This is a genomic window from Zoogloea sp. (genome assembly GCF_041904905.1).
Lineage (GTDB): Bacteria > Pseudomonadota > Gammaproteobacteria > Burkholderiales > Rhodocyclaceae > Zoogloea.
In genome coordinates, this window is the sequence record NZ_JAYRMI010000085.1 from 1 (window position 1) to 16,039 (window position 16,039).

The 16,039-nt window shown below is 69.0% G+C and carries 19 protein-coding genes, 1 pseudogene and 1 other annotated feature; of the genes and pseudogenes, 11 read left to right on the forward strand and 9 right to left on the reverse strand.

Annotated elements, in window-relative coordinates; all coding sequences use genetic code 11:
- The 9 genes from nifE to rsxA form a co-directional block, all read right to left on the reverse strand.
- Positions 1–1,145 (reverse strand): nitrogenase iron-molybdenum cofactor biosynthesis protein NifE (nifE, locus tag ACE3N6_RS17130; protein ID WP_374247022.1); only part of this gene is annotated, 1,145 nt, incomplete at its 3' end.
- A 196-nt stretch (positions 1,146–1,341) separates the two neighbouring features.
- Positions 1,342–2,700, reverse strand: a complete 1,359-nt coding sequence (locus ACE3N6_RS17135) for a citrate transporter (RefSeq protein ID WP_374247023.1) — start codon at positions 2,698–2,700, stop codon at positions 1,342–1,344.
- Between the two features lie 71 nt (positions 2,701–2,771).
- On the reverse strand, positions 2,772–3,041 hold the full coding sequence (locus ACE3N6_RS17140) for an RnfH family protein (protein ID WP_374247024.1): 270 nt from the start codon (positions 3,039–3,041) through the stop codon (positions 2,772–2,774).
- Positions 3,042–3,052: 11 nt separating this feature from the next.
- Positions 3,053–3,736, reverse strand: coding sequence for an electron transport complex subunit E (locus ACE3N6_RS17145; RefSeq protein WP_374247025.1), 684 nt, complete (start codon positions 3,734–3,736; stop codon positions 3,053–3,055).
- A gap of 1 nt (position 3,737) precedes the next feature.
- The gene (locus tag ACE3N6_RS17150) at positions 3,738–4,346 is read right to left on the reverse strand and encodes an RnfABCDGE type electron transport complex subunit G (RefSeq protein WP_374247026.1); all 609 of its coding nucleotides are present in this window, start codon (positions 4,344–4,346) and stop codon (positions 3,738–3,740) included.
- A 15-nt stretch (positions 4,347–4,361) separates the two neighbouring features.
- Positions 4,362–5,450, reverse strand: coding sequence for an RnfABCDGE type electron transport complex subunit D (locus tag ACE3N6_RS17155; protein ID WP_374247027.1), 1,089 nt, complete (start codon positions 5,448–5,450; stop codon positions 4,362–4,364).
- Positions 5,447–6,967 (reverse strand): electron transport complex subunit RsxC, encoded by a 1,521-nt coding sequence (gene rsxC / locus ACE3N6_RS17160; RefSeq protein ID WP_374247028.1) that lies wholly within the window; start codon positions 6,965–6,967, stop codon positions 5,447–5,449. Before rsxC ends, ACE3N6_RS17155 begins: the two co-directional genes overlap by 4 nt.
- Before the next feature lie 81 nt (positions 6,968–7,048).
- Positions 7,049–7,576, reverse strand: coding sequence for an RnfABCDGE type electron transport complex subunit B (locus ACE3N6_RS17165; RefSeq protein ID WP_374247029.1), 528 nt, complete (start codon positions 7,574–7,576; stop codon positions 7,049–7,051).
- Between the two features lie 14 nt (positions 7,577–7,590).
- Positions 7,591–8,169 (reverse strand): electron transport complex subunit RsxA, encoded by a 579-nt coding sequence (rsxA, locus tag ACE3N6_RS17170; RefSeq protein ID WP_374247030.1) that lies wholly within the window; start codon positions 8,167–8,169, stop codon positions 7,591–7,593.
- A 301-nt stretch (positions 8,170–8,470) separates the two neighbouring features.
- On the opposite strand from rsxA, the gene nifL reads away from it, so the two are divergent.
- The 11 genes and pseudogenes from nifL to ACE3N6_RS17225 form a co-directional block, all read left to right on the forward strand.
- Positions 8,471–10,000, forward strand: a complete 1,530-nt coding sequence (gene nifL / locus ACE3N6_RS17175) for a nitrogen fixation negative regulator NifL (RefSeq protein WP_374247032.1) — start codon at positions 8,471–8,473, stop codon at positions 9,998–10,000.
- Positions 10,001–10,020: 20 nt separating this feature from the next.
- Positions 10,021–11,469: a nif-specific transcriptional activator NifA gene (gene nifA / locus ACE3N6_RS17180; RefSeq protein ID WP_374247033.1), complete on the forward strand. Its 1,449-nt coding sequence runs from the start codon at positions 10,021–10,023 to the stop codon at positions 11,467–11,469.
- Positions 11,460–11,621, forward strand: coding sequence for a helix-turn-helix domain-containing protein (locus tag ACE3N6_RS17185; protein ID WP_374247034.1), 162 nt, complete (start codon positions 11,460–11,462; stop codon positions 11,619–11,621). The genes nifA and ACE3N6_RS17185 overlap by 10 nt, the downstream gene beginning before the upstream one ends.
- A gap of 127 nt (positions 11,622–11,748) precedes the next feature.
- Positions 11,749–12,078, forward strand: a complete 330-nt coding sequence (locus tag ACE3N6_RS17190; RefSeq protein ID WP_374247035.1) for a ferredoxin — start codon at positions 11,749–11,751, stop codon at positions 12,076–12,078.
- 87 nt (positions 12,079–12,165) lie between these two features.
- Positions 12,166–12,447, forward strand: a complete 282-nt coding sequence (locus ACE3N6_RS17195; protein WP_374247036.1) for a nitrogen fixation protein NifZ — start codon at positions 12,166–12,168, stop codon at positions 12,445–12,447.
- On the forward strand, positions 12,444–12,974 hold the full coding sequence (locus tag ACE3N6_RS17200) for a flavodoxin (RefSeq protein ID WP_374247037.1): 531 nt from the start codon (positions 12,444–12,446) through the stop codon (positions 12,972–12,974). Before ACE3N6_RS17195 ends, ACE3N6_RS17200 begins: the two co-directional genes overlap by 4 nt.
- The gene (locus ACE3N6_RS17205; RefSeq protein ID WP_374247038.1) at positions 12,971–13,276 is read left to right on the forward strand and encodes a hypothetical protein; all 306 of its coding nucleotides are present in this window, start codon (positions 12,971–12,973) and stop codon (positions 13,274–13,276) included. Before ACE3N6_RS17200 ends, ACE3N6_RS17205 begins: the two co-directional genes overlap by 4 nt.
- A gap of 12 nt (positions 13,277–13,288) precedes the next feature.
- A complete protein-coding gene (locus ACE3N6_RS17210; protein ID WP_374247039.1) occupies positions 13,289–13,681 on the forward strand; it encodes a hypothetical protein in 393 nt (130 codons plus the stop codon).
- Positions 13,682–13,695: 14 nt separating this feature from the next.
- Positions 13,696–14,556: a ModD protein gene (gene modD, locus ACE3N6_RS17215; protein ID WP_374247040.1), complete on the forward strand. Its 861-nt coding sequence runs from the start codon at positions 13,696–13,698 to the stop codon at positions 14,554–14,556.
- Between the two features lie 27 nt (positions 14,557–14,583).
- The gene (locus ACE3N6_RS17220; protein WP_374247041.1) at positions 14,584–14,976 is read left to right on the forward strand and encodes a NifB/NifX family molybdenum-iron cluster-binding protein; all 393 of its coding nucleotides are present in this window, start codon (positions 14,584–14,586) and stop codon (positions 14,974–14,976) included.
- Positions 14,977–15,082: 106 nt separating this feature from the next.
- A pseudogene (locus ACE3N6_RS17225) lies at positions 15,083–15,912 on the forward strand (IS3 family transposase); the annotation flags it as partial.
- Positions 15,361–15,477 (forward strand) — a sequence feature (AL1L pseudoknot). (Overlaps the previous pseudogene by 117 nt.)
- Positions 15,913–16,039 lie beyond the last annotated feature (127 nt).

Below are 16,039 nucleotides of genomic sequence, written 5' to 3' on the forward strand. Positions count from 1 at the left end.
GCCTTGGGGCTGCCGTCGTCGATCATTTTGGTGTCGTCGCCCATCAGCTCGCGGATGCGGGCCTTGTCCTCTTCGGTGGACTTCTTGGTGCCGGTGGCGACCACCTTCATGCCCAGATCCTGCAGGGCCGAGACGATGGACCAGGACTTCACGCCGCCGGTGTAGAGCAGCACGCGCTTGCCGGCGAGGCGCTCGCGCCAGGGGTCGAGCGCGGCGCGGGACTTGGCCTCCTCCCGGGCGATGACGGCCTCGGTGCGGGCGATCAGGTCGGCGTCGCCGATGATCCGGGCGAAGTCGCGCAGGGCGTTGTTCATGTCCTGCACGCCGTAGAAGCTGCCCTCGAAGAACGGGATGCCGAAGTTGTCTTCCATCTTGCGGGCCACGTTGAGCAGCGCCTTGGCGCACACCACCATGTTCACCTTGGCCCGGTGCATGGTCTGTACCTCGTGGAAGCGGGCGTCGCCCGACAGGGTGCACAGGATGCGCAGGCCCAGCTCGTCGAAGAGCGGCAGCACATGCCAGAACTCGCCGGCGATGTTGTATTCGCCGATCAGGTTCACGTCGTAAGTGGGCAGCCCGTCGGCGCGGGGGGCGGCGGGTTCGGGCTCGCGGGTGCCGATCACGTGCTTGAACATGGCCTCGCCCGCCAGCCGGTTGCCCAGGTTCTTGGTGCCGTAGAAGCCGGCCGCATCCACCGGCACCACCGGGGTGCCCCAGCGCTCGGTGGCGGCGCGGCAGACGGCCTCCACGTCGTCGCCGATCAGCGCGGTGACGCAGGTGTTGTAGATGAACACCGCGGCCGGCGCGTAGCTGTCGATGGCCTGCTTGATGGCGTGGAACAGGCGCTTCTCGCCGCGCCCCATCACCACGTCGGTCTCGGACAGATCGGTGGTCATCCCGATGCGGTACAGGGTGGGGCCGGACGAGCGGGTGCCCCGGTTGTCCCACGACGAGCCCGCGCAGGCGATGGGGCCGTGCACGATGTGGGCCACGTCGGCAATCGGCAGGAGCGCGATCTGCGCGCCATCGAAGGAACACCCGCCGGCGGTGGCGCCGGGCTTGGGCTTGGCGCACCCGGATTTTTCCTTCTTGTTGTGGCTGCAGGCCGGCTCGTCGAGCAGGGCCTGGATTTCGCTGGCTTTCATGCTGGCCTCTCCAAGGGTTCAGGCAGCTACCTGCAATTTGAGTGCCAGCTCCAAAGCCCTGTTTTTAAAGGGCCGCACCCACCCGGCGGCGTGTCGGAAACCCGACAAAGCCGCGCCCCCGCGACAAACCCAACAGCCCCGCCAAAAGCAAAAGGCCGCCTGCAGCGGCGGCCTTCGGGCGTGGGGAGGTGCGCGCTCAGTGGCCGGCGGGGGCCGTGGCAGGGGTCTCCAGCGCCACCGGCGCCGGCGCGTTGTGGTCGCGATCCGGGTGCCAGCCCAGCACCGTGAGCATGATGAAGAAGCCCGTCACGTAGGCCACCGGCACGTGCCAGCCGTGGCGCAGCCACTGGGCCGCCGAACGGGCCTCGGGGAACATGCTCGACAGGGCCACCCCGGCCGACGAGCCGAACCACAGCATCGAACCGCCAAAGCCCACCGCGTAGGCCAGGAAGCCCCAGTCGTAGCCGCCCTGGCGCAGGGCCAGCGCGGTGAGGGGGATGTTGTCGAACACCGCCGACACGAAGCCCAGGGCGAGAGCCGACTGCCACGAGGCGGCGGGCAGCTCCTCCACCGGCATCATCGAGGCGCACAGCACCAGCGACAGCAGGAAGACCGAGCCCTTGACGGTGTCGGGCAGCACCTCCCAGTCGTGGCGCCGCACCGGGATGGTCAGCAGGATCGCCGCCCACACCGCCACACCGATGAAGGGGAAGGCGTCGGCCAGCTCGGGGAACTTCACATTGACGGTGATGTTGGTGGCCACCGCGAACACCAGCATCGTCAGCACGATGAAGATCCGCCCCCAGTCCACATGGGTGTGCTGGTGGGCGTGACGCAGGATCGGCGAGTAGGCGTGCTGCTGGCGGGCGCCAAAGTAGCCGACGATGACCAGCGCCACCGCCGCCGCCACGTAGGCGTCGACCACCACGACCGGGCTCACCCCGTCGATCCACATCATGGTGGTGGTGGTGTCGCCCACCACGCTACCCGACCCGCCGGCGTTGGAGGCCGCCACGATGGCCGCCAGATAGCCCACGTGCACCTTGGCCTTGAAGAGCTGGTGGGCCATGGCCCCGCCGATCAGCGCCGCGGCGATGTTGTCGAGGAAGCTGGAGATCACGAAAACCATCGCCAGCAGCAGGAAGCCGCCCTTCCAGTCGTCCGGCAGGAAGCGCGGCAGGATCACCGGCACGTGGCTCTTCTCGAAGTGCCGGGCGAGCAGCGCGAAGCCGGTGAGCAGGCAGAACAGGTTGGCGACGGTGACCCACTCGTGGCCCAGGTGGCCGGCCAGCCCCGCCAGCCCGGCGCCGGTCTTGAAGCCGGTGACCAGCACCTTATAGGTGCCGATGACGACGAGCCCGGTGAGGGCCACGTAGAGGGTGGCGTTGTGGAACAGCGCCACTCCCAGCAGGGTGAGCGCGAAGAGGATGAAATCCAGCGGGATGCCGCCGAGTGTGGGCAGGCTGCCGGCCGCAAAGGCCGACGCGGGCAACAGCAGGCCAAGGGCCAGCAGGGCCCGACCCGGCGAGGGGGGGCGCGGAAGAGGTGGGGGCATGGTGGTTCTCGCAGGCAATGGAAAATCGGGGGCCGACGTGAAACCGGCCGGAGGAGCCGGCCGGGTGCGCGTCAGTCGTCGGCGAGATCGCGCCGGGGCACGGTCTCGGGGTCGGCGATGATGCCGCGGTAGATCTCCACCCGGTCGCCGGGGCGCAGGGCGGCGTCGGGCTTCACCAGCCGCCCGAACACGCCCACCTTCTGCCGGGCAAGGTCGATGTGGGGAAACTGGTCGAGGATGCCCGAGCGCTTGATGGCGTCGGTGACGGTCGCGCTGTCGGGCACTTCGATGGTCACCCAGATCTGGTTTCCGGGTTCGGAATAGGCAACGCCAATCTGCATTTTGTATCTCCTCAAACCGCCGGAATGCCGGCCAGACGCTGGGCCTGCAACGCGGCGCGCGCTTCGGCCCGCCGCTCCATCGCCCGCTTGCCGGCGAGCAGAAAACCCAGCAACGCAAAGCCGCCCGGCGGCAGGATCATCAGCAGCGCGCCGCCGTAGCCGGGCAGTTTCATCTCAAGAAAGGCGAAGGACGGCCCCAGCAGGTTGGAGGCCTGGGCGAACAGCGTGCCGGCGCCCAGCAACTCCCGCAGCAAGCCCATCGCCGTGAGGGCACCGGTGAAGCCCAGCCCCATCGCCAGCCCATCCACCGCCGAAGCCACCACGCCGGCCTTCACCGCGAAGGCTTCGGCCCGGCCGAGGATGGCGCAGTTCACCACGATCAGCGCGATGAACAGCCCGAGCACCTTGTACAGATCGTGCAGCCAGGCGTTCATGGCCATGTCCACCACGGTGACCAGGGTGGCGATGAGCACCACGAACACCGGAATGCGCACCTGGGAGCTGACCGTGTGGCGGATCAGCGACACCAGCACGTTGGAGACCACCAGCACCGCGGTGGTCGCCAGCCCCATGCCCAGCCCGTTGGTGCCGCTGGTGGTGACGGCCATGGTCGGGCACATGGCCAGCAGCTGGGAGAACACCACGTTCTGGTCCCACAGGCCTTCCTTGACGATGCTGCGGTAGTCGTTGCTCATGTCAGGCTCCGGTGATTTCCTTGCGATGCGCGGCGAAGAACTCCAGCCCGCCCTTCACCGCCTTGACCACCGCCCGGGGGGTGATGGTGGCGCCGGCGAACTGGTCGAAGACCCCGCCATCCTTCTTCACGCCCCACTTGCCGGGGGCCGGGTCGTCCAGGGAGCGGCCGTCGAAGCCCTTCACCCACGGATCTTTCTTCACTTCGATCTTGTCGCCCAGGCCCGGGGTCTCGGTGTGCTTGAGCACCCGCACGCCCAGGGTGTGGCCTTCGGCATCCACCGCCATCAGGATGCTGATCTCGCCGGCGTAGCCCCGCACGGCCACCTGGAACACCGCCGCCTTCACCGCCCCGGCGTGGCGTACCCGGTAGATGGTGACCGGCTGGCCGGCCTTGTCGATGGCCAGCGTGTCCTTCAGGAAGTCGTTGTCGGCCAGCCCCGCCGGCAGCACCTCGGAGAGCGAGTCCCGCAGATCCTTGGCTTCGGCGGCGGCGATGGCCTCGCCGGTGGCGCTGGCCGCCATCGCCAGCGCGGCGCTTGCCAGCAGGGCCACGATGCCGAGCAGCACCGGCTGGTAGCCGATGTGCTCGCGGATTTCGTCGAGTTTCATGGATGGGGCGCTCCCTTACTTGGCCGGAATTTCCAGCGGCTTGCCCTTGCGGTCGCGGCCCAGGATGCGCGGCTTGACCAGCCGGTCGATGACCGGGGTGAGGGCGTTCATCATCAGCACGGCAAAGGCCATGCCCTCCGGGTAGCCCCCCCAGGTGCGGATGATCCAGGTGATGAGGCCGACGCACAGCCCGAAGACGAGCTGCCCCGGGGCGGTGTTGGGCGAGGTCACGTAATCGGTGGCAATGAAGAAGGCGCCGAGCATCGCCGCGCCGGAGAGCAGGTGCTCCGCCACGCCAAGGTAATGGGCCGGGTCCACCGCATGGCCGATGGCCGCCGGCAGCGCCAGCCCCGCCAGCACCGCCACCGGCGTGTGCCAGGCGATGACGCCGGTGGCGAGCAGATAGAGCCCGCCCCCCAGGATCAACAGCGAGGCCGATTCGCCCAGGCTGCCCGCCCGGGTGCCGAACCACGACAGCGCCGGCGCGTTGGCGGCGGCGAGGGATTGCAGCAGGTCGATGCCGCGGGACATCTCGGTCTTGGTGTGGCCCAGCAGCGAGGCGCTGGCGATGCCGTCCAGCGGCGGCGCGCCGGTCACGAAGAGGTGCAGCCCCTGCAGGAAATCCGGCGCCGGCACGCTGGCCAGGCTCATGGGCAGCACCCACTGGGTGAGCGGCACCGGAAACGACACCAGCAGCGCCACCCGCGCCACCATCGCCGGGTTGAAGACGTTCTGGCCCACTCCGCCGAACACCTGCTTGCCGATCACGATGGCGATGAAGCCGCCCACCACCGCCACCCACCAGGGCGCCCAGGGCGGCAGGGTCATCGCCAGCAGCCAGCCGGTGAGCAGCGCCGAACCGTCGAACAGCGTCTTGCGGATGCGGGTGGAGCCGGTCATGCGCAGGGCCATGGCCTCGAAGACGAGGCACGACACCACCGTGAGCAGCCACAGGAAGAACGCCGGCCAGCCGAACAGCCAGAAGCCGTAGAGGGTGGCCGGCACCAGCGCGAGCTGGACCCGCACCATGGTGCGCCCGACGGTGTTGCCGCCGTGGGCGTGGGGCGAGGCGACCGCCTCGCCGGGCAGGGTGGCGATGTTCATGCGATTTCTCCCTTCTGCTCGGTGCCGGCCGGCCCTGTCGCCGCCGCGGTGGCCTGCTGGGCGGCCCGCTCGGCCTTGCGTTTGGCTGCCGCTTCGGCCTTCTCGCGGGCGTCGCGCTCCAGGCGCTCCTGGCGGGCGAGGCCCAGCTTCTTGGTGGACTCGGTGCGCAGCTTGGCGCGCTCCCGGGCCGAAAGATCGCCCTTGGCGTGGTAGAAGTACTGCACCAGCGGGATGTGCGACGGGCACACGTAGGCGCAGCAGCCGCAGGCGATGCAGTCGGCGAGGCCCAGGTCCATCGCCCCGTCCAGATCGTCGTTGCGGATGCGGGCGCTCATCTCGAGGGGCAGCAGCCCCATCGGGCACGCCTTCACGCAGCTGCTGCAGCGGATGCAGGCCTCCGGCTCCAGCGCCTCGGCCTCCTTCGCGTCGAGCAGCAGGATTCCGCTGGTGCCCTTGACCACCGGCACCCGGGCGTGGGGCAGCAGGGTGCCCATCATCGGGCCGCCCATCACCAGCCGGGCCACCTCGCCTTTGGCGCCGCCGGTGAAGGCGATCAGATCGCTCACCAGCATGCCCAGCGGCACTTCGTAGTTTCCGGGCATGGCCGCGGCGGCGCCGTTCACCGTCACGAGGCGACTCACCAGCGGCCGACCCAGCACCACCGCGTCATGCACGGCCCGGGCAGTGCCCACGTTATGGACGATCACCCCCACGTCGGCGGCGCGGGCGTCCGAAGGCACCTCGCGGCCAGTCAGCTCGACGATCAGCTGGCGGTCGGACCCCATCGGGTAGCGCGCCGGCACCGGCACGACGGCGATGTTGTCGAAGCCCCTGGCCGCCTCGCCCATGGCGGCGATGGCCTCGGGCTTGTTGTCCTCGATGCCCACCTTCGCGCAGCCGGCGCCGGTGGCGATCAGCATCAGGCGGATGCCCGAGACGATCTCGGCGGCCTTGTCGCGCATCAACCGGTCGTCGCACGAGAGGTAGGGCTCGCACTCGCTGCCGTTGATGATGAGGGTGTCGATGTCGGAGCGACGCCCCAGGTTGAGCTTCACCGACGACGGGAAGGTCGCCCCGCCCATCCCCACCACGCCGGCCGCGGCCACCCGCGCCGCCACGTCGGCCGGCGCCAGGGCGTAGGGGTCGGCGGGCAGGTTCTCGGGTTCGATCCAGCGGTCCTCGCCGTCCACCGTGAGGGTGATCGCCATGGCCGGCAGGCCGGAGGTGTGCGGCGCGGTGATCTCGCCGATGGCGCCGATGACGCCCGAAGTGGGCGCGTGCAGCGGCGCCGAGATGTTGCCCTGGGCCGCCGCGATCAGCTCGCCCTTCTTCACCTTCTGGCCCACCAGCACCACCGGGCGCGCCGCGGCGCCCACGTGCTGGGACAGCATCAGGTGCAGGCGCGGCGGCAGCGGCACCGCGTGGACCGGCTGGTCGGCGGCGGGCCGCTTGTGGTCGGCCGGATGCACGCCCCAGTGCTTGCCCATCAGTTTCTTGAACAGACTGCTGAAGTCCATGGTCACTCCTCAAGCCCCGCCGGCCGACGGGCCGGACCGGGATGCGCGGAAAACGGCGTCGTGCGGTCGCTCATCGCCCCCTCACGCCGCCAGCGGCTTGGGCATCACCCAATGCTGCACGGTGACCGGCACCGGCTTCATCGCCAGCGCCTCGGTGGGGCACTTCTCGACACAACTGCTGCAGCCGGTGCAGGCCTCCCGCAGCACGTTGTGGATCTGCTTGGCCGCGCCGACGATGGCGTCGGTGGGGCACACCTTGCTGCAGCGGCAGCAGCCGATGCACAGCTCCTCGGCCACCGTGGCGATCTTCGGCCCGTCGTCGGACATGCCCGACAGGTCCACCGTGAGCCCCAGCTTGGCGGCGATGGCGGCCGCCAGGCTCTTGCCGCCGGGCGGGCAGCAGGTGGGCGGCGCGGTGCCGTCGACGATGGCGGCGGCGGCGCCGGAGCAGCCCGGAAAGCCGCACTGGCCGCAGTTGGAGCCCGGCATCATGGCGATGAGCTCATCGACGACCGGGTTGCCCTCCACCCGCAGGACCTTGTTGGCGATGCCCAGCACGACGCCAAGCACGGCGCCAAGCACGGTGAGACTGAAGATGGCGATCAACATTTTGCGGCGCTCCCTTACACGTTCATGCCCGAGAAGCCCATGAAGGCCAGGGCCAAGAGGCTGATGGTGACGAAGGCGATCGGCGCGCCGGCAAAGGCCGCCGGCACCCGGGCGAGGGCCACGCGCTCGCGCAGCCCGGCGAAGATCAACAGCACGACGGTGAAACCCAGCGCCGACCCGAAGCCATACACCAGGCTCTTGAACAGGCTGAAGCCCTGCTGCACGTTGAGCAGAGCCACCCCCAGCACCGCGCAGTTGGTGGTGATGAGCGGCAGGTAGATGCCCAGCGACTGGTACAGGCCGGGGCTCGATTTCTTGATGAACATCTCGGTGAACTGCACCACCGCGGCGATCACCAGGATGAAGGTGAGGATGCGCAGGTAGCCCAGGCCCAGGGGCTGGAGCAGCCAGTTGTCGAGCATCCACGACGCGCCGGCCGCCAGGGTGATGACGAAGGTGGTCGCCAGCCCCATGCCGAGGGCGCTGTCCACGCTCTTCGACACCCCCATCACCGGGCACAGGCCGAGAAACTTGATGAGCACCACGTTGTTCACCAACGCGGTCGAGAGCAGCAGGAGCAGGAAGTCTTTCATGGGGCGATGCCTCTTCATGGGTTCCAGGCAGCCCTTCGCATAAGCCGTGCCAACTTCGCTGCGGTGCCACAAATGCCCGCAGGCGTGCGGAATTGTCGGGCACGCACCAATTCAGGGCGAAAGACCGGGCCGCGGATGTCACAAACGCGACAGGCTTTTATGTCGCGTTTACGCCCAAAAACCGCCGACTGCCGCGCCAGACGCGGCCGGCGGGCATTTTTGTGCAGCACGGCACGGAAGATGCTCGGGCAAGGCGGAGAAGCGTCCGACCCGAGAAACGCACATCCGAGGAGCCAGACCCATGCCGTCAGCCAAATGCCTCACGGCTCACCCCGCGCCAACCAAGCCCACGCTCCCCCTGGAGGTGTATCTGCAGGCGGTGGACCAGGCCGACCTGGCCATCTCGATCACCGACCCGGCCGCCAACATCCTGTTCGCCAACGAAACCTTCACCCGGGTCACCGGCTACGCGCTGGGCGAGGTGGTGGGCAACAACGAGTCGATGCTCTCCAACCGCACCACCCCGCGGGAGGTGTACCAGTCCATGTGGACGGCCCTGATGGAACGGCGCCCGTGGTCGGGCAAGCTGCTCAACCGCAAGAAGAGCGGCCAGCTCTATCTGGCCGAGCTGACCATCTCGCCGGTGATGGACGAGGCAGGCACGGTCACCCACTACCTGGGCATGCACCGGGACATCACCGAGTTCCACCGCCTCGAGCAGATGGTGCGCAACCAGAAGGCGCTGATCGAATCGGTGGTGGACGCCGCCCCCATCGCCATCGCGCTCCTTGACCGGAAAGGCCGGGTGCTGCTGGACAACCAGGCCTACAAGAAGCTCGTCACCGACCTGCGGGTAAGCGAACCCGCCCACACCCTGCTCGACAGCGTGCTCGCCGGCTGGCGCGGCGCCCTGTCGGACGACATCGCCGGCTGCGTCTTCGACAACCGCGAAGCCCGGGTGGACCACCGCAACGGCCGGCCCCGCTGGCTGTCGGTCACCGCCTCGACCATCCAGATCCACAGCGACAGCGCCGACAACTACTTCGCCTCGTCCAACCAGCCCGGCCTGCTGCTGGTGATCTCCGACGTCACCAGCCTGCGCGCCGAACAGGAGCGCGCCCGCACCGCCGCCCTGCAGGCCGCCATGGCGGAGGAGGAGCGCACCGCGGCGCTGCGCGAGGGCCTCTCGGCGGCCATCTTCCGCCTGGAAGAGCCCATGAACGTGATGGCCTCGGCGGTCTCCATCCTGCAGCGGCGCGACCCATCCAGCGCCGACCTGCTCAAGCACGCCCTCGCCGCCGGCCGCGAGCACATGGAATCCCTGCGTCAGGTGATCCCGCCCAGCGCGCCGGAGATGGTGTTCAGCGTCAACCTCAACGAGCTGCTGCGCGACGTGCTGGAGGTGTGCACCCCGCGCCTGCTGCGTGCCGGCATCGTGGTGGACTGGCACCCGGCCACCACCCTGCCCCCCTTGCTGGGCCGCCCGCTGCAGCTGCGGATGCTTTTCAAGGCGCTGGTGGATAACGCCATCGAGGCCATGGACGCCAAGGGCTGGAAGCGCCGCGAGCTGACCCTCGCCACCTCGGTCAAGCGGGCCTGCATGGTCGTCACCGTCACCGACAGCGGCCCCGGCATCCCGCCCGAGCTGCGCCACCGCGCCTTCGAACCCTTCTTTTCGGCCAAGACCGGCGCCGGGCGCCACCTGGGCACCGGCCTGTCGCGGGCCCAGCAGATCGTCTCCGACCACGGCGGCATCATCGACCTGGAGGAGAGCCCCGGCGGCGGCTGCCACGCGGTCGTCGAGTTCCGCCTGGATGGCGACCCGATCTGAGACACAACGACGAGAGCAGCATGCACGAACACCCGATCCATCCCGCGGACTGTCCGCCCCCCGGCGGTTACTGCCGCACCCACGAGCTGAACATCCAGCTGCTCGCCGCCCTCTACGCGGTGAGCCGGGTTCTCAGCCGGTCGCTGGTCTTCGAGGAAACCCTGCGCGACGTGCTCCGCGTGCTGCAGGACGAAGCCGGCCTCACCGCCGGCATGATCGGGGTGGTGGACGCCCAGAGCGGCAACCTCATCACCCGCACCCTCCACCACCCCTCCGGCCCCACCGGCGTGCAGTACCAGCCCGGCGAAGGCATCCTCGGCCTGATGCTCGAGAAGCCCCGCCCGGTGATGCTGGCCCGGGTGGCCGACGAACCGCGCTTCCTCAACCGCCAGGGCATCTACCGCCAGGAGCTGCCCTTCATTGCCGTACCGATCAAGGTCGGCGGCAACCTCCAGGGCATCCTGGCGGTGCAGCCCGAGGCGCCGGAGGACGGCCTCATCGAAGAGCGCGGCCAGTTCGTCGAGATGGTGGCCAACCTCATCGGCCAGGCCCTGCGCCTGTCGCTGGAGGTGGAGCAGGAGAAATCCAGCCTGCTCGAAGAGCGCGACCTGCTGCGCCGCACCGTGCGCCACCAGTTCGGCTTCGACAGCATGGTGGGCCGCTCGGCGGTGATGCGCCGGGTGTTCGACCAGGCGCGGCTGGTGGCCAAGTGGAACACCACCGTGCTGATCCGCGGCGAGACCGGCACCGGCAAGGAACTCATCGCCAACGCCATCCACTACAACTCGCCCCGCGCCCGCAACGCGATGGTCAAGCTCAACTGCGCGGCGCTGCCCGAGAACCTGCTCGAATCCGAACTCTTCGGCCACGAGCGGGGTGCCTTCACCGGCGCCGTCGAGGCCCGCAAGGGGCGCTTCGAGCAAGCCAACGGCGGCACCCTGTTCCTCGACGAGATCGGCGAAATCTCGCCCTCCTTCCAGGCCAAGCTGCTGCGGGTGCTGCAGGAGGGCGAGTTCGAGCGCGTGGGCGGCAGCCGCACCGTGAAGGTGGACGTGCGCATCGTCGCCGCCACCCACCGGGATCTGGAAGCCGCGGTGGATTTCGGCGACTTCCGCGAGGATCTGTTCTACCGCCTCAACGTGATGCCGCTGTTCCTCCCGCCGCTGCGCGAGCGTATCGAGGACATCCCCGAGATCGCCCGCCACCTGCTCACCAAGATCGGCGGCGAGCAGAAGCGCAAGCTCACCCTCACCGACCTCGCCCAGCGGCGCCTCGCCAACCACGAGTGGCCGGGCAACGTGCGCGAACTGGAGAACTGCCTGGAGCGGGCTGCCGTGCTGTCGGAAGACGGGATGATCGACGTGGACCTGATCCGCTTCCCCAGCACCCGCGAACGCCAGCCCGCCCGCCCCGCGACGTGGGCCTGGGCAGCCCGACGCCAGCCCGCGCGCCGGTCGAGGTGGATCTGAACGACCCGGCCATCTCCGAGAAAGAGCGGGTCATCGCCGCGCTGGAGCAGGCCGGCTGGGTGCAGGCCAAGGCCGCCCGCCTCCTGGGCATGACGCCCCGTCAGATCGCCTACCGCATCCAGACCCTCAACATCGAAGTGAAGCAATTCTGACCCGCCTGTCGGCTTTGCGACATCGCGCACGGCCGGCAAACCGCTGATTCGCCAGACAAAAAATCTGGCACTCAACTTGCACGAGAGGCTTCTGCCCCCAGCACTTGCCCCTTCAGGAACCACCAAAATGCCAAAACCCAAAAAACACATCCTCGTCTGCGTCCAGGGCCGCCCCCAGGGCCACCCGCGCGGGTCCTGCCAGGACAAAGGCTGCGGCCAGGTCTGGCAAGCCTTCTCGGACGAATTCACCACCCGCAACCTGTGGGCCGCCGGCTTCCAGCTCACCAACACCGGCTGCCTCGGCCCCTGTCAGGCCGGCCCCACGGCGATCGTCTATCCCGAAGCGGTGATGTACACCGGCCTCAAGCCCACCGACGTCTCCGCCATCGTCGAGGAACACCTGCTCCTCGACGCACCGGTCGAGCGCCTGCTGGCCCCGGCCGACATCTGGAGCTGATGCCATGAGCGATTTCGCACGGCCGCCCGAAGGAAGCGCTCATCCTCCCCTGGGGAGGTGGTCACGCAGTGACCGGAGGGTCGTCCAATGAGTGCCATCCAGTACGACATCGGCGACATGGTCTTCGCCGCCGAAGACATCCTCAACGATGGCGGTATGCCCGGCGTGGATGAGGAGGAAGGCCTGATCGCCCCCGCCGGCGCCCGTGGCGTGGTGGTGCACTTCGGCCACTCGGAGGTGGACCCGAGCCGCGAGATCTACCTCGTGCGCTTCGAGACCGGCCCCGACGGCAGTCTCGGCAACCCGGTCGGCTGCCTGCCCGACGAGCTCACCCAGGACCCGCCCGCCAGCCAACACCCTGCGCCATGACCACCATCGGCATCTTCTTCGGCACCGACACCGGCCGAACCCGCCTCATCGCCAAGCAGATCGCCAGGAAGCTCGGCGACGTGGCGGCCGCGCCCGAGAACAACGGCCCCAACGCCCACGACGCCTTCCTTGCCCACGACGCCCTCATCCTCGGCTGCCCGACCTACGGCGACGGCGAGCTGCCGGGCGAATCGGTGGGGCTCAAACCCAGCTGGGAAGAGTTCCTGCCCCAGCTCGGAGGGGTCGACCTCTCCGGCAAGACGATTGCCCTGTTCGGGCTCGGCGACCAGAAGAAATACCCGGCGGTCTTCGTGGACGCCATCGGCATCCTCCACGACGCCCTCGCCGACCGGGGCGCCCGGCTCGTCGGGCGCTGGCCGGCGGCCGGCTACGACTTCAACGCCTCCCGCGCCCTGGAGGGCGAGAACTTCCTGGGCCTCGCCCTCGACCAGGTCAACCAACCGGCGCTCACCGAACAACGCATCGACGCCTGGCTCGCCCAGATCCGCCCGGAGCTGCTCCCATGAACGCCAACGCCTGGGCGCTGCCCAAGGATCGCGCCCTGCGCCGTCTGCTCGTTGCCTTCAACGAAGCCCTCGGCGAGGCCTGCGACATCGAGCCGGATGCCGGCACCGACCCCGCCATCCTCACCCTTCGCCACGCCGAACTCGAAAGCCTGCGTGCCCACGTCTTCCTGCACGGGCAACGCCCCGGCACCTACGGCGTTTACTACGAATACCCCAACCCGCTGCCCGACACCCCCGCCAGCGCCGAAAACCTGCCCCTCGCCCACGTGCTGGCCGGGCTGCGGATGCACTTCGACGCCTGAGGAGGCCGCACCATGTTCTTCCCGCCACCCCGCCCGCCCCTGGCCGCCGCCCGCGCCGAAAAACGGGAGGAAGCCCGCTGGCTCGACGATCTGCCTCCCCACTGGCGCGACATGGTGGTCGAACCCATCAGCTTCATGGTGCACCGGGAATACGAACTGGCCGCCAGCCGCACCTTCGGCTACGACGCCTACGACCTGCGCTGCTTCTATCACCACAGCTACGTGCTCACCGAAACCCGCTCCGACAACGACGAGGACTTCTACACCGTCGTTACTCGCGGCGAGACCCTGCGCGCATGGCGCCTGCGGGACGACCGCTGGCTCACCTGGCGGCGCACCGTGTGCGGCAGCGACGGCACCGTCAGCCGCGGCTTCTACAGCTTCTCGCCCACCTGCCCGGTGTAGCGCCCCGCCCGCCCATGCTGCCCACCTCGCCCTACCGGCTGCCCGACCCGAGCCTCGAAGCCCTGCTTGGCGAAGACACCCCCGCGGGCGACGCCACCACCTTCGCCCTGGGCATCGGCGATGCGCCCGGCGTGCTCGAATACCGCGCCCGCGGCCCGATGACCCTGTGCGGCAGCGAAGAGGCCGCCCGCATGGGCCAGCTGCGCGAACTCACCGCGGTCGGCCCGGTGGTCGCCAGCGGCAGCGTGCTCGAACCCGGCCAGCTCATCCTGCGCCTCGAAGGCCGGGCGGCCGACCTCCACGCCGTTTGGAAGACCAGCCAGACCTTGATGGAATCCCTCTCGGGCATCGCCAGCGCCACTGCCGCCATCGTCGCCGCCACCCGGCAAGGCAACCCCAGCGCCGCAGTGGCCTGCACCCGCAAGAACTTCCCCGGCACCAAGGCCGCCGCCATCAAGGCCATCCTGTGCGGCGGCGCCGCGCCCCACCGCCTCAGCCTCTCCGAAACCCTGCTGGTCTTCGCCGAACATCGCGCCTTTCTCGACGAACCGCCTGCCGCCACCGTCGCGCGTCTGCGCAGGTCGTGGCCCGAGCGACGCATCGTGATTGAAGTGAGCGACGAAGCCGAAGCCGTCCTGTGGCTCGAAGCCGGCATCGACGTGCTCCAACTCGAGAAGCTCCCCGTCGAGGCCGTCGCCCGCATCGTCGCCATCGCAACCCGCATGCCCCGCCCGCCGCTGATCGCCGCCGCCGGCGGGGTGAATGCCAGCAACGCCGAAGACTTCGCCCGGGCCGGCGCCGGGGTGCTCGTCACCAGCAGCCCCTACTTCGCCCCGCCCCGGGACGTGGCCGTCACCCTGCGGCCCGCCCGCTGAACCCACCCACTGCCCAGCCCCCCGACCATGAAGATCGCCATCGCCACCCGGGATTTCGCCACCGTCGGCGGCCACGCCGGCCAGGCCCGCCACTGGCTGCTCTACGACCTCGCCCGCTACGCCCCCGGCCAGCTGCTGCCCGCCCCCCGGCAGATCGAACTAGGTGCGGAGCAGGTGCTTCACGTGTTCAAGGACAACGCCCCACATCCCCTCGACGGGGTGGCTCTGGTGGTCGCCGCCAGCGCCGGCGACGGCTTCGTGCGCCACATGCGCACCCGCGGCACCGACGTGATGCTCACCGGCGAGAGCGACCCCGCGGAAGTCATCACCCGCATCGTCTCCGGCCAGCCCCTGCCCGACCAGCGCTTCGACATCACGACGAGCCTGTGCAAGCTTCGGGATCTATTCGCTGGCCGCTGAGGGGACTACAGCGGCTTGCGTCTGGCCTGGCCCTTGGTGGATTCAGGTTTGCGGAGTGAACCGCCCCGCATTTGGCGGAGGCCCAATACTCTGAGAGGCTTGAGCCATGACCAAATCGAACAAGTTTTCCCCCGAGGAGCGCGAACGTGCGGTGCGCATGGTGCAGGAGCACCGGGGCGAGTATCCCTCGCAGTGGGCGGCGATCGAGTCGATCGCGCCCAAGATCGGCTGCGTGCCGCAGACGCTCCTGGAATGGGTCAAGCGCCACGAGATCGATTCGAGGGTGCGGGACGGCATCACTACGTCCGAGTTGCAGCGGCTGAAGGAACTCGAGCGCGAGAACAAGGAACTGCGCAAGGCCAACGAGATCCTGAAGCTGGCCAGTGCGTTTTTCGCCCAGGCGGAGCTCGACCGCCGTTTGAAGTCCTGAGGGATTTTGTGGACCGGCATCGACAGGCCTACGGGGTCGAGTCGATCTGCAAGGTGTTGCAGATTGCCCCGTCGGGCTACTGGCGCCACGCGGCGCTCACGCGCGAACCCCACAGGCGCTGCGCCCGCGTCCAGCGCGACGAGACATTGGTCCCGCATATCCAGCGGGTCTGGCACGCCAACCTGCAAGTCTATGGCGCAGACAAGGTCTGGAAACAGATGAACCGGGAGGGGCTGCCAGTGGCGCGTTGCACGGTGGAGCGGCTGATGCGCCGCCTGGGCCTGCACGGGGTGAGGCGTGGCAAGGTCGTGCGCACGACAGTCGGTGACCGCAAGGCCCCGTGCCCGCTGGATCGGGTCAATCGGCAGTTCAGCGCCGAGCGCCCGAACCAGCTGTGGGTCAGCGACTTCACCTACGTCTCGACCTGGCAGGGCTGGCTCTACGTGGCCTTCGTGATCGACGTCTTTGCCCGGCGCATCGTGGGCTGGCGGGTCGCCAGTTCAATGGTAAGCCCCCGACCAACCCATCTTGACCGAGACTCTCAAGGCGTGACCGCGCCAGCCGGCCTCCACCGATGCGGCAGCAACTCCCCGATCCGACTCTGCGGCTGAGTCGGCAGTCGGGTGAGGACAT